This is a genomic window from Sphaerisporangium sp. NPDC051017, assembly GCF_040683095.1.
GTDB lineage: Bacteria > Actinomycetota > Actinomycetes > Streptosporangiales > Streptosporangiaceae > Sphaerisporangium.
The window spans coordinates 462,959-477,264 of record NZ_JBFBCI010000001.1; the positions used below are offsets into that span (position 1 = coordinate 462,959).

Annotated in this window: 13 protein-coding genes and 1 pseudogene; 6 read left to right on the plus strand and 8 right to left on the minus strand. The window is 70.5% G+C overall.

All coding sequences use genetic code 11. The features are described 5' to 3' along the window. Positions 1 to 142 precede the first annotated feature (142 nt). A complete protein-coding gene (locus AB0M95_RS02295) occupies positions 143 to 1,180 on the plus strand; it encodes a DUF916 domain-containing protein (RefSeq protein ID WP_363758277.1) in 1,038 nt (345 codons plus the stop codon). 125 nt (positions 1,181 to 1,305) lie between these two features. After that, complete coding sequence (gene argG / locus AB0M95_RS02300) at positions 1,306 to 2,754, plus strand: argininosuccinate synthase (protein WP_363758279.1); 1,449 nt, start codon at positions 1,306 to 1,308, stop codon at positions 2,752 to 2,754. 128 nt (positions 2,755 to 2,882) lie between these two features. Here argG and AB0M95_RS02305 read toward each other — a convergent pair whose 3' ends face one another. From AB0M95_RS02305 to AB0M95_RS02320, 4 genes and pseudogenes are all read right to left on the minus strand, one after another. Further along, complete coding sequence (locus AB0M95_RS02305; protein WP_363758281.1) at positions 2,883 to 4,850, minus strand: ABC transporter ATP-binding protein; 1,968 nt, start codon at positions 4,848 to 4,850, stop codon at positions 2,883 to 2,885. Then, positions 4,847 to 5,131, minus strand: coding sequence for a hypothetical protein (locus AB0M95_RS02310; protein WP_363758283.1), 285 nt, complete (start codon positions 5,129 to 5,131; stop codon positions 4,847 to 4,849). The genes AB0M95_RS02305 and AB0M95_RS02310 overlap by 4 nt, the downstream gene beginning before the upstream one ends. Next, complete coding sequence (locus AB0M95_RS02315; protein WP_363758285.1) at positions 5,128 to 5,925, minus strand: hypothetical protein; 798 nt, start codon at positions 5,923 to 5,925, stop codon at positions 5,128 to 5,130. Before AB0M95_RS02315 ends, AB0M95_RS02310 begins: the two co-directional genes overlap by 4 nt. A gap of 229 nt (positions 5,926 to 6,154) precedes the next feature. Then, positions 6,155 to 6,700 (minus strand): annotated as a pseudogene (locus AB0M95_RS02320) (hypothetical protein); the annotation flags it as partial. Between the two features lie 232 nt (positions 6,701 to 6,932). Between AB0M95_RS02320 and AB0M95_RS02325 the strand changes: the two are divergent. From AB0M95_RS02325 to AB0M95_RS02335, 3 genes are all read left to right on the plus strand, one after another. Continuing rightward, positions 6,933 to 7,181 carry a hypothetical protein gene (locus AB0M95_RS02325; protein ID WP_363758287.1) on the plus strand — a complete coding sequence of 83 codons (249 nt, stop codon included), beginning with the start codon at positions 6,933 to 6,935 and terminating at the stop codon, positions 7,179 to 7,181. A 20-nt stretch (positions 7,182 to 7,201) separates the two neighbouring features. Continuing rightward, positions 7,202 to 8,149 carry a DUF2218 domain-containing protein gene (locus AB0M95_RS02330; protein ID WP_363758289.1) on the plus strand — a complete coding sequence of 316 codons (948 nt, stop codon included), beginning with the start codon at positions 7,202 to 7,204 and terminating at the stop codon, positions 8,147 to 8,149. Between the two features lie 430 nt (positions 8,150 to 8,579). After that, the gene (locus AB0M95_RS02335; RefSeq protein ID WP_363758291.1) at positions 8,580 to 9,305 is read left to right on the plus strand and encodes a hypothetical protein; all 726 of its coding nucleotides are present in this window, start codon (positions 8,580 to 8,582) and stop codon (positions 9,303 to 9,305) included. An 84-nt stretch (positions 9,306 to 9,389) separates the two neighbouring features. Here the strand turns inward: AB0M95_RS02335 and AB0M95_RS02340 are convergent, their stop codons facing one another. From AB0M95_RS02340 to AB0M95_RS02350, 3 genes are read right to left on the minus strand one after another with little or no spacing between them, the layout of a single operon-like run. Continuing rightward, positions 9,390 to 10,997: an ABC transporter permease gene (locus tag AB0M95_RS02340; protein ID WP_363758293.1), complete on the minus strand. Its 1,608-nt coding sequence runs from the start codon at positions 10,995 to 10,997 to the stop codon at positions 9,390 to 9,392. After that, positions 10,994 to 11,905: an ABC transporter ATP-binding protein gene (locus tag AB0M95_RS02345; RefSeq protein ID WP_363758295.1), complete on the minus strand. Its 912-nt coding sequence runs from the start codon at positions 11,903 to 11,905 to the stop codon at positions 10,994 to 10,996. The genes AB0M95_RS02340 and AB0M95_RS02345 overlap by 4 nt, the downstream gene beginning before the upstream one ends. Then, positions 11,898 to 12,605 (minus strand): TetR family transcriptional regulator, encoded by a 708-nt coding sequence (locus AB0M95_RS02350; RefSeq protein WP_363758297.1) that lies wholly within the window; start codon positions 12,603 to 12,605, stop codon positions 11,898 to 11,900. The genes AB0M95_RS02345 and AB0M95_RS02350 overlap by 8 nt, the downstream gene beginning before the upstream one ends. A gap of 354 nt (positions 12,606 to 12,959) precedes the next feature. On the opposite strand from AB0M95_RS02350, the gene AB0M95_RS02355 reads away from it, so the two are divergent. Then, on the plus strand, positions 12,960 to 13,487 hold the full coding sequence (locus AB0M95_RS02355; RefSeq protein ID WP_363758299.1) for a DUF1697 domain-containing protein: 528 nt from the start codon (positions 12,960 to 12,962) through the stop codon (positions 13,485 to 13,487). Between the two features lie 30 nt (positions 13,488 to 13,517). Here AB0M95_RS02355 and AB0M95_RS02360 read toward each other — a convergent pair whose 3' ends face one another. Next, the gene (locus AB0M95_RS02360; RefSeq protein ID WP_363758301.1) at positions 13,518 to 13,898 is read right to left on the minus strand and encodes a hypothetical protein; all 381 of its coding nucleotides are present in this window, start codon (positions 13,896 to 13,898) and stop codon (positions 13,518 to 13,520) included. Positions 13,899 to 14,306: the final 408 nt, after the last annotated feature.

The following is a 14,306-nucleotide window of genomic DNA, read 5'->3' on the forward strand; positions in this document are numbered from 1 at the left end:
CCCGGGGTCGTGCCGGGGACCCTCACGCTCACCGCGCTGAGCTGATCCGGCCCGCTCCACTCGGTGGGGTGAGCACCGTCGGGTGCCCACCCCACCACACGTTTTTCATCCCGCGACCTCCAGACCGCCCGAGGATCACCAGATGCGCCCGTCCAGACCGCGTACGACCACAGCCCTCGCCCAGGCCACTGTCGTGGTGCTGCTCGCCGCGCTCAGCCTCCTCGGAGCGGGGGCCGGACCCGCCGCGGCGGCGGACGGTGACGTCTCCTGGGCGATCACGACGGCTTCCAACGACTTCGGGTCCGGACGGCAGAACTACAGCTACACCATCGACCCTGGCGGGCACGTCTCGGACGGTCTCGTCGTCGCCAACAACGGCACGACACCGCTGCGCCTCGCCGTGTACGCCGCCGACGGGTTCACCGCCAAGGACGGGCAGCTCGACCTGGTCGCCAAGGACGCGAAGTCGACCCGGGTGGGCGCCTGGGTCCACACGGACCGGCCGGAGGTGACGGTCCGGCCCGGCGAGTCGGCCGAGGTGCCGTTCACGGTCACTCTTCCGGACGACGCCGCGCCCGGCGAGTACATGGGCGGCATCGTCACCTCGCTGACGGGGACCGGCGAAACGGGCGGGACCGGCGCGGACCAGCGTCGAGGCATCCGGATCCGTCTGCGCGTGGGCGGAGCGCTCAAGCCGAGCCTCTCCGTGGAGGACGTGCGGGTGGACTATTCGGGCACGCCCAATCCGTTCGGTAAGGGTGACGCCACGGTCACGTACGCGATCCGCAACACGGGCAACGCCATCCTCACCGCACGGCAGACGGTGTCCGTGACGGGCCCCTTCGGGCGCTGGGGCGCTCGCGCGGGACAGGTCGACGACTCGCCCCAACTGCTCCCGGGCGAAACGTGGAAGGTCTCCGTGCCTGTGCACGGAGTGGCTCCCGTGCTGAGCTTGACGGGGACGGTGTCCGTCGTCCCCCTGCTCACCGACGCCTCGAACTCGGTCGCCCCCCTCGCCAAGATCGAAACCACGACGCACGCCTGGACCATCCCCTGGACCCTGCTACTCGCCCTCGCCGCCCTCTGCGCACTCATCGTCGCAGCCCTGACCTTCCGCAGTCGGCGGGTCAAGGCCCGCGAGGACGCTCGTCTCCAGCCTCAGGTGGACGGGCGGGCTTAAATGCTCGGTCACGCGGTCACCTGGCTCGTCGCCTCCCGGCGGACCTGACAGAGTACATCCGAGAGAAGAGCGCCACCCCGAGATGTATTGCATGCTCATGCACTCCTGTGTATATAGTTCTACTCGTGTCCAAGGTGCTCACCTCCCTGCCTGTCAGTCAACGAGTCGGGATCGCCTTCTCCGGGGGTCTCGACACCTCGGTCGCGGTCGCGTGGATGCGCGAGAAGGGTGCGGTTCCCTGCACCTACACCGCCGATATCGGCCAGTACGACGAGCCTGACATCGCCTCGGTCCCCGGGCGTGCCCAGGCGTACGGCGCCGAGATCGCGCGGCTGGTCGACTGCCGAGCGGCCCTCGTAGAGGAAGGGCTCGCGGCCCTGGCCTGCGGGGCGTTCCACATCCGGTCCGGCGGCCGCACCTACTTCAACACCACCCCGCTCGGGCGGGCCGTCACGGGCACCCTGCTGGTGCGCGCCATGCTCGAGGACGGCGTGCAGGTCTGGGGCGACGGCTCGACCTTCAAGGGCAACGACATCGAGCGGTTCTACCGCTACGGTCTGCTCGCCAACCCCTCCCTGCGCATCTACAAGCCGTGGCTGGACGCAGACTTCGTCAGCGAGCTCGGCGGTCGCAAGGAGATGTCCGAGTGGCTGCTCGCCCGCGGCCTGCCGTACCGGGACAGCACCGAGAAGGCCTACTCCACGGACGCGAACCTCTGGGGCGCGACGCACGAGGCCAAGTCTCTGGAGCACCTCGACACGGGCATCGAGATCGTCGAACCGATCATGGGTGTGCGGTCCTGGGACCCCGCCGTCGAGATCGCCACCGAGGACGTCACGATCGCCTTCGAGCAGGGACGCCCGGTCAGGATCAACGGCAAGGAGTTCCCCTCCGCCGTCGACCTGGTGCTGGAGGCCAACGCCATCGGCGGACGGCACGGCATGGGCATGTCCGACCAGATCGAGAACCGGATCATCGAGGCCAAGAGCCGCGGCATCTACGAGGCGCCGGGAATGGCGTTGCTGCACGCGGCGTACGAGCGGCTGGTCAACGCGATCCACAACGAGGACACCCTCGCCAGCTACCACAACGAGGGACGGCGCCTCGGCAGGCTGATGTACGAGGGCCGCTGGCTGGACCCGCAGGCGCTCATGCTGCGCGAGTCGCTGCAGCGCTGGGTCGGGATGGCGGTCACCGGCGAGGTGACCCTGCGGCTGCGCCGCGGTGAGGACTACTCCATCCTGGACACGTCCGGACCTGCGTTCAGCTACCACCCGGACAAGCTCTCCATGGAGCGAACCGAGGACTCCGCCTTCGGGCCGGTCGACCGCATCGGCCAGCTCACCATGCGCAACCTCGACATCGCCGACTCCCGCGCCAAGCTGGAGCAGTACGCCCAGCTCGGCATGGTCGGCAGCCCGCAGCCGATGTTGATCGGCGCCGCGCAGGCGGCCTCGACCGGGCTCATCGGCGCGATGCCCGAGGGTGGGGCCGAGGCCATCGCCTCCCGCGGAGAGGCCGCGGAGGACGACGAGCTGCTCGACCACGCCGCGATGGAGTCCGGCACCGACTGACGGCCTCGCCACAGCCACCCGGGGCCGCACCACACGTCAAAGGGCCGCTTCCGCTCACCGGAAGCGGCCCTTTCGCCGTCTGGACAGCAGCGAACTCCACGACCTGGAGCATGGTCCGCCGAGGGCGGTCATGGCGGGCCCGGGGGGTGGGGAACGGGAGGGCCGGGAAGGGGCGGGCGTCGCGCGCCGTCGCTCCCGTGGGCGTCCGCGGGGCGGCGGTGCTTTTCGGCGAGCCGGGCGAACAGGCCGCCGGCGTCCCTGAGCTGCCCGTAGGTGCCCCGCTCGGCGATCGTGCCGGCGTGGAGCACCGCGATCTCGTCCACCTGGCCGAGCGTGCTCAGGCGGTGCGAGATCATGATCACGGTCCGCCCGACGGTGAGCCGCTCGATGGCGTCCATGACCTCCGCCTCGGCCTCGACGTCGAGGTTCGCGGTCGGTTCGTCCAGGATCAGGATCGGGGCGTCCCTGAGGAAGGCGCGCGCGATGGCGATCCGCTGCCGCTGCCCGCTGGAGAAGTTCCGGCCCTGCTCGTACACCGGCGTGGCGTACCCGTTCGGGAGCGCGGCGATCATCTCGCGCAGCGACGCCTGGTCCACCGCCGTCTGGATCTCGCCGGCGGTGGCGTCCGGCCGGCCGAGGGCGATGTTCTCCCTGATCGTGCCCTCGAACAGCATCGAGTCCTGCATGACGAAGCCGATGTTGCGCCGCAGCACCGCGAGAGGCCAGTCGCGGACGTCGACCCCGCCGATGGTGATGCCGCCGTCGCACAACTCGTAGAAGCGGGGGAGCAGCCTGACGAGGGTGGTCTTCCCGCTGCCCGACAACCCGACCAGGGCCAGGCGGGTGCCGAGCGGGACGTCGAGGTCGACCCCGCGCAGAACCGAGCCGCGGCCGTAGCCGAAGACGACCCCCGAGAAGACGACGTCCCCGCTGGGCGTCCGCGCGGGGACGCCCGCCGTCCGCGGCCTCCGCGCCACGGATTCGTCGGGAGCGGGCGCGGCGAGGGCCCGGAGCGGCTGTTCCACGGGTTCGTCGATGATCTCCTGGATGCGTTCCGCCGCCCTGGCGCCGGTCGAGGCCAGCAGCATGAGCTTGGAGAGGTTCCGCATCGGCTGGTACAGCAGCTTGGAGTAGGCGAGGAAGACGGTGAGCGAGCCGATCGTCAGGCTGTCGGTGGGGATCGTGAGGAAGCCCACCGAATAGGACATCGCGTGCCCGGTCGCCACCCACGCCCCCGCGGTGATGATCACCGCGTTGCTCACCGCGATCAGCACGGTCACCAGGGGATTGAACTCGGCCTGCCGGAGGCCGGCACGCAACCCCGAACGCCGTTGCCGCTCGGACTGGTGGTCGAACGCGTCGGCCGCCCACTTCTCGAGCGTGAACGCCTTGATCTCGGCGATGGCGTTGACGCTCTCCGTCCCCACCTGGGCGACCTGACCGGCGGCGCGGGCGGTCTCCTTGGACGCCAGCTTGATCCACCGCGTGTACAGCACCACGATGACGAACAGCGGCGGCGCGATGCACATCGACAGCAGGGTGAACTGCCAGTTGATCGCCAGCATCACGATCAGGATCCCGAGCAGGGTCAGGATCCCCGAGAGTAAGTTGACGAGGCCGTCCGTCACGAGTTTCTCGATCTCGGTGACGTTGCCACTGATGCGCTGGACGATGTCGCCCACCCGCTGCCTGCCGTGCCAGCGCAAGGGGAGGTGCTCCAGGTGGACGAAGAGCCGGCGGCGCAACCGGGCCCCGAGGTCCTGCCCGACGAACGCGCCGATGCGGAGCTGGACGAACGAGACGGCGGCACCGACCACGCCGAGGGTGAGCGCCATGGCCCCGGCGAAGAGGATGACCCCGAGCTGCGTGTGCCCGGTCGAGGCCGGCCCGTCCGGGGAGCCGAGCCGGTCGAAGGCGCTGATGAGGGTGCCAGCGAGCGGGAGGTCGGGATCCCGGTGGTCGACCACCTTGTCGAGGACCAGCTTCAGCGGGATCGCCATGAGGACGTCGGCGGCCACCGCCGCGAACGTCAGGACGATCGCGGCGGCGATGATCAGGCGCCGCCCCTTGAGGTTGGTGAACAGAAAGCGGATCACGGCCTGGTCCGCTCCCTCGTGAAACGCCGCAGGCAGACGTCGATCTCGCCGAGCACGCGGGCCGGCTCCCCCGGACGTGGACTGTTGAGCCGGTGGACCCGGCGCGACGCCATCTCGAGGAGCGCCGCGGCCTCGAAGACCAGGTGGCCGGGTTTGAACGACCCGTGCACCGGCACGAGCCGCGGCGGATGGCTGCGCTGGAGCGCCACCGCGAGGGCGTCGGCGGCCGTGGCGAGCTGCGCCGCGAAGGCGGGCAGATGCCCCGCGAGTATGGGAGTCACGGGTCCACCAGCGCGGCGAGCGCCTCGGGAGCACCGCGCGCACCACGGCACCCGGGGAACGCGTTGACATCGACGATCATCGGCCCGCGGTCGGTGGGGAACATGTCGACCCCGTACACCTGCAGGTCGAACAGCCTGCCCACGGACCTGATCATGTCGAGCCAGCCGGGTGGGAGGTCGTCCATGTCGACGGGGATCGTCGCGGCGAGGGCCTCGGGCTCCAGCGGGGTGCGCCGCAGGCCGACGAAGACCTCGTCGCCGACCACCCACACCTTATGGTCCCAGCCGTCGTTGGGCACCTGCTCCTGCACGACCACGGGCTCCCGTCCCCAGACCGGCCGTAGCGCGGCCAACCCCTCGGGACCGTCGACCCTTCGGACGAGATCCCGACGGCGGCAGCGCCGGCTCTTGACGACCATGGGGAAGCCCGGAGGCCGTGAGCCGGTGGCGGAGGCGATCAGGCCGGACAGGGACGCGAACTCGTGGGTTTGCGGGAAGGGCAGGCCGCCCGCCTGGGACCGTTCGGCCATGTGCGCGCGGTCCTGGCAGAACTCCGTCGGCGCCGCGCCGTTGACCACCCGGGCACCGCGCTCCTCGGCCGCGCGCGCGAGCGCCAGGGCGCGCGGCGAGTGGCTCTTGAGCAGGTACACGTCCGCCGGGTCGGCGGGTTCCGCCGGAGCCCGGGGCTGGGCGGCCGAGTCGATCAGGTCGACCCGGTGCCGGGTCCTCAGCAGTTCGGCCGCCGAGACCAGCAGCGGGTGGAACGGATCGTCGGCCAGGACGCGGACCCTCATGGCGCCTACCCGTGCGATGCGTCGCCGCGCGTGCGTCGACGTGGACACGGCCCGGTGCCCCGGCCGTGTCCACGTCGAGCGGAGGGTACGCCGCGGCACCGTCACGGTCGGCCAGGCGCAGGACGGTGCGCGCCACCCGGGCCGGCGCGTCGGGGACCCAGGCGAAGCTCGGGAAGTCGTTGACGTCGACCACGGCCCACCCGTCCGGCCCCTCCACGACGTCGACGCCGTAGAGGTCGAGGCGGAAGACCGCTCCGATGAAGGCGACCAGCCGGGCGAGGTCGGGGGAGAGCGTGATGAGCCGCCCCTCCACCGGCATGTCGGGGTGCAGCGGCGACCGCTGGACGGTGGCGTACAGCCCGTCGCCGGTGTTGTAGACCTTGATGTCGACGCCTGGGTTCGGCACGTACGTCTGGGCGAGGAGCCAGCCGTCGCCCATGGTGCAGCACTGGAGGTCCTCGGGCGTGGACACCAGGCGGACGCTGCGGCCGGAGTCGCCGTTGGCCGGTTTGACGACGAGCGGGTAGTGCTCGGGCGGAACGGTGCGCAGGAGGTCCGGGACGGCGGCGAAGTAGGTCAGTGGGAACGGGAGGCCGTGGCGCCGGGCGACCGCCGCCGCGACGGCCTTGTCCCGGACCGCGGGGATCGACCGGGCGTCGTTGATCGTCCTGAGGCCGCTGGCCGCGGCCGCTTCCAGCAGGCTCAGTCCCGGACCGCCCGAGACGGACTTGAGTACCCACGCGTCGTGGTCGCTGTCGCGGAACAGGTCGGACACTGATTACCACCCAGCGGGACAAAGGCCCTCCGGGATCATCCGGAGGGCCTTTGTCCCGCGAGTCGGTGGCCTTACCGCCCGGTATCCGGCGCGCCCGGTCTGTTTCCGACGTGGCAACCGTTCGCTGGGGCTTCGTGCCGTCCGCAACAGTCCCGCGGAGATCGCTAAGAGCGCCCTGATCGACCTACAACGCGAAGTAAAGTCGGCGCAGGGGTTCGTCGAGGGCGTGGGGATGCGGGCGCAGACGGAGCACGAAGCGCTGCTGGAGGCGGCGCGGGCGGGCGGCTCGGTGGCCTTCGGGCATCTGGTCGAACCGCTGCGCGCCGAGTTGCGGGCGCACGTACGCCTTCGCCGGACTGGAGCGGATGATCCAGAAGTGGCGGAGCGCGGTGTGCTCGGCCTTACCGGGGCCGGGGGCAGCATGTTTGCGATACTTGAGAGCAGGGCGTACCTGCAGGCTGGTTCGTCCCGGGAGCCATAGCGCCTAGCCGAAGGATCTATATGCCTTACACGACGGCACATGTCGCAACCGCCCGTCCATCTCGCTATATCAAGCAGCTCCTCTCCCACATGGGGAAGAAGATCCCCGCCGAGCTCGCCGGCGACAGCCGGGGGACGCTCACGTTCGCCCAGGGCACCTGCGTGTTCACGCCGTCCCGGGGCCACCTCGACATGATCATCACGGCGGTGGACGCCGAAGGGCTCGCGACCGTCCAGGACGTCGTCACCAGCCACCTCGTGCGCTTCGCCACGCAGGAGGAACTCAAGGTCGAGTGGACGGAACCCGCCGCGGGCGACTCCATGAACATCGTCCACCCCGTCGCGAGCGACTACGTGCTCACCCACTGCACCCCGGCGGACGACGTGCTCCAGGAGCTGGTCGTCAGAACGCGGGAGGCCACCGGAGACGCGTCGGGGATGCAGGTCTCCCACGACGAGGGCGCCTTCCTGACCATGCTGGTCCGGATGGTCGGCGCACGCCGGGCCGTCGAGGTGGGCGTGTTCACCGGCTACTCGTCGATCTGCATCGCCCGAGGGCTCGCCGAGGGAGGCCGCCTGCTCGCCTGCGACGTGAGCGACGAGTGGACGACCATCGCCCGGGAGTACTGGGAGCGCGCCGGGGTCGCCGACCGCATCGACCTGGAGATCGGCCCGGCGATCGACACGCTGCGCGCCCTGCCGGACGAGCCGTCCATCGACATCGCCTTCATCGACGCCGACAAGGTGAACTACCCGGCCTACTACGAGGAGATCGTGCGGCGGCTGCGCCCCGGCGGGCTCGTCGTCCTGGACAACGTGTTCCTCGGCGCGCGGGTGTTCGACCCGGCGTTCCAGGAGGAACACCACATCGAGATGCGCCGCCTGAACGACCTCATCGCGCGGGACGAGCGGGTCGAGTCGGTGATGCTGCCCGTACGCGACGGCGTCACGCTCGCCCGCAAACGCTGACCACGCCCGCGCCGGCACGCTCCTGGCCCACCCGCGTTCCGGGCGCGGGTGGGGCCGGCCTCGGTCAGCTCGCCTTGCCGAGGAACCGGTCAGCAGGTACAGCGGACCCGGCCCGCGGACCTCGTAGTAGAGGCGCGCCGCCGGGACGTCGAGGGTGTGGCTCGTCATATCGGCGGTCGGCATTTCGAGGGCGTCCTTTCGCTGTGCCGCGCGGGCGTCGAACGGGACCGGTCGCCGTTCACCCGGTGGTCGGCACTTTAGGAGATGTGACCGACATTTTTTTCGAGTACCGCGCCTAACGCGGGAGTTCACGCCGGCGACCACACGTAACGACGAAGTCTTCTCAGATGGGCATCGGCGCCGGGTATCGGCCATAAACGACATATGAAACAGACAATCCCCGTCTTCAGTAATACGGTAGGAATGAAGGGTGGATAACGGGGATTTGTGGCACTTCCTGCGCTGGGTCGGTTTCGGGATCCGGCTGGCACTTCTGCTGCTCCTGCTCGCGGGTGCTTTGATCACCTGCGCGAGCCTTGTGCCCTCCGAGCGAACGGTCGCCGAGTTCCGCGCGGCCGTCGCGGCCGGAGAGGTCGACCGCGTGAGCTACCAAGCGGCCGGTGGTGGGGACCCGGTGGCCGGTCCGCGGGAGCTGATACGCCTGGAATGGTCGGAGTCGCCGCTGATCTGGCACGAGGTGCGGCGGGAGATCGTCGATGACGCCTATCGTGGCTACACGGTCGATCAGCTCATGGCGGACGTGAACCGAGCCCCCATCAGGGCGTCCGTGGTGTACGACTCCGAGCCGGATTCCGGAAGGAACCCCTTCCCCGACTGGCCGTTCAAGCTCCCCGGCGGCTCGAACCTGGCGTGGCTGGCCGCAGCCTGGGTGGTCACGTTCGTCGTCATGCTGGGTTCGGTACCTCGCCTGGCCAACCGGTGGGCGTGGTTCTGGATGTTCACGATCGGGCAGGTCGGGGCGATCCTGTTCCTCATCTTGGAACCGAGGCCCGTGTGGAGGGGCCTCGGCGAGGTGCCCGTGCCGGAAAGGCGGGTGATGGGCGGGAACGGCTGCCTGATCTCGATCGGGCTGTCCATCGTGTCCATGGTGCTGGCCGGGGGCGTCGGGCAACTCGTCGGCGTGGTGCTGGGCTGAGCGGCCTGAGTGGTGCTGGGCTGAGCGGGCCGGGGCGCCCGCTGGCGGGTCCGGACTTCGGGAAGGCCGGACCCGAGTGGGACGTCAGGCGGCAGGGATGTCCCGGCGGCGGAAGGCGGTGAGGCCGGCCGTGGTCAGGGCCGCGGCGATGAGCGTCAGCCAGATCAGCGGGGCCGCGGTGACCTCGCCTCCGGGGATCTTCGGGAGGTGGGTGAAGGGCGAGACCTCCAGTACCCGCTCGTCGAGCCCCAGGGCGCTGCCCACCAGGCCGAACAGCAGGCAGATCACCAGCGCGCCCCAGCTCACGGCCGCGAGCCGCGGCAGCAGGCCGAACATCACGATCGCGACCGCGGACAGGATCCACACCGCGGGCAGTTGCACGATCGCGCCCGCCACCGCCCTCGGCAGCTCACGGCCGACGTCCCCGGTGTTCAGCCCGTGGGCCAGCCCGGTGGCGGCCCCGGCGACGGCCAGGACGGCGGCCGGGCCGAGCAGCGAGAAGACCATGTGGCCGCCCACCCAGCGGACGCGGCCGACGCCCGTGCCGAGCACCGGCTCGGCGTGGCCGCTGGTCTCCTCGACCCGCGCGCGCAGCGTCGCCTGGATGGCGTACCCGCCCGCGATCAGGCCGAACAGCCCCATGATGGAGGCGAGATAGCTGTCTATCAGCCCGGACGCGCCGCCGAGGTTGGCGAACACCTCGTTGAGCTGCCGGTTGTCGCGCACCAGGTCCCCGACGCCCGCGGCGAGGTAGCCGAGCACGACTCCGAGGACGGCGAACCCGGCGACCCAGCCGGCGAGCAGGCCGCGGTGCAGGCGCCAGGCCAGCGCCAGGGGCGAGCGCAGGCCGGGCGCCGCCGAGGCGGGGCCGAGCCGGGGCGGCAGGAGGCCGGCGCCGACGTCGCGGCGGGCGGAGAGCACGACGGCCGTCACGGCCAGCACCGCGCCGAACGCGACGGCGAGCAGGGCGGGCCACCAGTGGTCGCCGCCGTAGGGGAGCATGCGCTGGACCCATCCGAACGGGGACAGCCACGTCAGCCAGGCGAGCGTGCCGTCGCCGATGCCGCTGATGTCGCCGACGACCCGGAGCACGAAGGCCGCGCCCAGCGTGGTGATCGCGATGCCGCGCGCGCTGCCCGCACTGCTGGTGAGCTGGGCCGCCACGCCGCCGACCGCCGCGAAGACCCACCCCGAGGCGGTCAGCTCCATGCCGAAGGCCCACGAGCCGGCGGCGGGGAGGCCCTGGCCGATCATGCCCACGGCCAGGATCACCCCGAGGAGGAGCGTCGCGGCGAAGGTGGTGAGCAGCGCGGCCGCCAGGCCCGCGTGCCGGCCGGTGACGGTCGATCCGAGCAGCTCGCGGCGGCCGCTGTCCTCCTCGGTCCTCGTGTGCCGGACGACGGTGAGGATGCTGAACAGCCCGACCACGATGGGCAGGAAGCCGGCGCGCCAGGCGACGAGCTGGCCCAGGCTGTCGCCGAACAGGCGGCCGTACAACGCGACGAAGGCGGCGTTGTGCTCGCTGGCCGCGAAGTAGCCGTGCCGCCCGGCGGCCGTGGGGAAGAGTTCGTTGATGGAGACGACGTAGGAGAGGGGGATGAGGCCGAGGAGCAGCACCCACAGCGGGAGCAGGACGCGGTCGCGGCGCAGGATCAGCCGGGCCAGCCCGCCCGTGCCGGTCAGGGTGTTCATCGCGACACCTCGGCGGCCCGCTGGGTGCGGTCGTAGTGCTGCAGGAACAGCTCCTCCAGCGTCGGCGGCCGGCTGACGAGGCTGCGCACGCCGACGGCGGTGAGGTGGCGCAGCGCCGGGTCGAGGGCGTCGGCGTCGACGTCGAAGCGCACTCGGCCCTCCTCCACGTGCAGGTCGTGGACGCCGGGCAGCTCGGCGAGGCCGTTGGCGGGGGCGGCCAGCTCGGCCTGGATCGTGGTGCGGCTCAGGTGGCGCAGGTCGGCGAGGGTGCCGGTCTCGACGGCGCGGCCGTCGCGGATGATGGTCAGCCGGTCGCACAGCGCCTCGACCTCGGAGAGGATGTGGCTGGACAGCAGCACGGTGCGGTCGCCGCGGCGCATCTCTTCGCGGACGGCCTCGCGGAAGACCTCCTCCATCAGCGGGTCCAGGCCGGAGGTCGGCTCGTCGAGCAGCAGCAGCCGCACGTCGGAGGCCAGCGCGGCGATCAGGGCGACCTTCTGCCGGTTGCCCTTGGAGTAGGCGCGCCCCTTCTTGCGGGGGTCCAGGTCGAAACGCTCCAGCAGGTCGGCGCGGCGCTTCTTGTCCAGCCCGCCCCGCATCCGCCCGAGCATGTCGATCACCTCGCCGCCGGACAGGTTCGGCCACAGGGTGACGTCGCCGGGTACGTACGCGAGCTGCTTGTGCAGGGTGGTCGCGTCGGCCCAGGGGTCGCCGCCGAGCAACCGCGCGGTGCCGGAGTCCGCGCGCATCATGCCGAGCAGGATGCGGATGGTGGTGCTCTTTCCCGCGCCGTTAGGGCCCAGGAAGCCGTGGACCTCCCCGGTGCGCACAGAGAGGTCGAACCCGTCCAGCGCCCGGGTGGCGCCGAACGTCTTGACGAGCCCTGTCACCGAGATGGCGTCAGTCATCGTTTTGCTCCTCGAATGCGCGGATCACGGCGTCGCGGTCCGCTGGGGGTTGTTTGCTCCAGACGGTGTCGAGGGCGTCGCGCGCGGTGGCGGCATCGTCCGGAGTGATCAGCGCGTGCGAGTAGAGGTCGATGAGGGCGTAGGCGACCTCGCGGTCGCCCTCCGGCGTGAACATGTCGGCGCCGATGCTGCGGGACACGTGCTGGTGCAGGACCGGGACGGCCATCGCCATCGCGGTGAGCACCGTCGCCCGGGCCTTGCGGCTCGCCGCCGGGGGGGCGCCGGCGCGTTTCTCGTCGGCCCTCGCGAGCCACTCCTCGGTGATGTCGACCATCTGGTCGAACAGCGCCGCGGCGGTCCCGTCGGCCAGGGCTCGTGCCAGGTAATTCTGGTACGGAAGCAGCACGGCGCGTGCGGCGGCCAGGTGGTTCAGGTCGCCGAACGCGCCGTGTACGAGACCGGCGCGGGCCTGGTCGCTGAGTTTGCGGACCGTCCGGTACATGAACTCGTCGCACGCCTCGCGCAACTCCTGCTTGGAGCCGAAGTGGTGGCGTACCAGCCCCGACGACACCCCGGCGGCCTTGGCGATCTCGCGGATCGTCGCCCGCTCGAACCCGTGCTCGCCGAACTGCAGCAGCGCCGCGTCTCGGATGCGGGCACGGGCGGTGAGGTCCTCGGGGTCCGGTTGGGTCGTCGCCACTTGCTCTCTTCCTATCCGGGCGTGTAGCCCGCTACTCGCGCGGACAGGACGCTATACGCGTGTGTAGTGACTGTCCAGGCCGCGTCATGGATCCATACGCTTTCTTGACGCCGGTGGGGGTGTGCGCACGCCCGTCCGGCCGATCCCCGTTGTAGCCCATGGCGGTGTGGTCCATGTACGGGAACGACCACTGGCGCCCGTCGAGGTCGCGGAGGCCGCACCGTCCGGACGGCGGCGAGCCGGGTCGGTGGCCCTGATCACGTCCGTGAGGGTGACATCTCCTGACGGGTATGGCCCTGACGGGTATGGGCAGTAGCGTCACCTGGTACTCGCCGATGGGACAGGTGACATCCGATGCGCTACGTCGCGCTGCTGCGCGGTATCAACATCAACCCCCGTACAAGGGTCGCCATGGCCGACCTCCGCGCCCTGCTGGAAGGGCTGGGGTACACCGGGGTCCGCACGCATCTGCAGAGCGGAAACGCCCTGCTCACGGCCGACGGCAGGTCTCCGGAACAGGTCGCGGACGAGGTCGGGCGGCGGATCTCCGAGGTCCTGGGCATCTCCCCGGCGGTGATCGTCCGGACGGTGCCGGAGCTGCGCGCGGTGGTCGAGGAGAACCCGCTGGAGGTCCGCGACCCGGTGAAGTTCGTGGTGGTCTTCCTGGCCGGGGCCCCCGACAGGGCCGTCCTCGAAGGCATCGACCCGGCGGAGTACGCGCCGGAGGAGATGGCCGTCGGCAGGCGGGAGCTCTACATGTACTTTCCCGACGGCCTGCGCCGTCCCAAGCTGCCGCCTCTGGTGGAGAGGCGGTCGAGCGCCCCGGCGACGATGCGCAACTGGAACACCGTCACGCGGCTGCTGGAGCTGGCGGAGGCCTGACGCGGCCGGAACACGGCCGCGCGGAGACGTCTAGCGGGACCTGTGGCGGCTGTGGTTCATTTTCTGGAACTGCCAGATGTTACAGACACGCTGCTTCTTCTTGCAGAAGGCGGCCTGGGAGGGCGCGCTGCCCTGGACGGCCGCGTTGGACTTGTGCTGGATGCCGCGCATGAAGGTCGGGCTGTTCACCTGCACGTACAACGAGTTGTACTTGCCGTTGCCGAACCTGGACTGCCCGTGGTCGCCCGAGCCGGTGCTCACGGAGACGGCGTGGCCCGCCGCGGACGCCCAGGCTTCGGCCGGCGACGACGCGACGGCCCCCACCAGCCCGATCAGGAGCACGGCGGTCGCGAGCCGCGTCGTGGACCAGGCCAGGGATACGAGCGGATCGTCCGCGCGGTGACGGGTCATTTCGTCGCACACCTGCCTTCGGGTCGTCCGGTACCTGTCTTCAGGTCACCCAGTAGCCGCCTTATGTCCGTCTCGCCTCGGCGACACCGCGTCCATACCCGCTCACCATGTGCGCCTCTCGTTCCGAATGATCGACAGCCCGTATGCTTACCGGCTTTTTGTCGTACCGCCGACGAGGGGAGTAGCGGATGTCTGTTCCGACATCGCCCTCCCATCCGAATCCACATAATTTGACCCGGATGGGTCATGTAGAGCGAAGAATGCGCAGGATGTGCAGTTAAGGGGATATTGCGGAATTCGCCCGGAAATCGTGGTGCCGGGTCGGGCGGACAGAATTTCGCGGGGTATCGCTGAGGTCAAAGTTGCGGCAAACTACTCCAGGTGTCAGGGGATTCACCGATGGTGAGA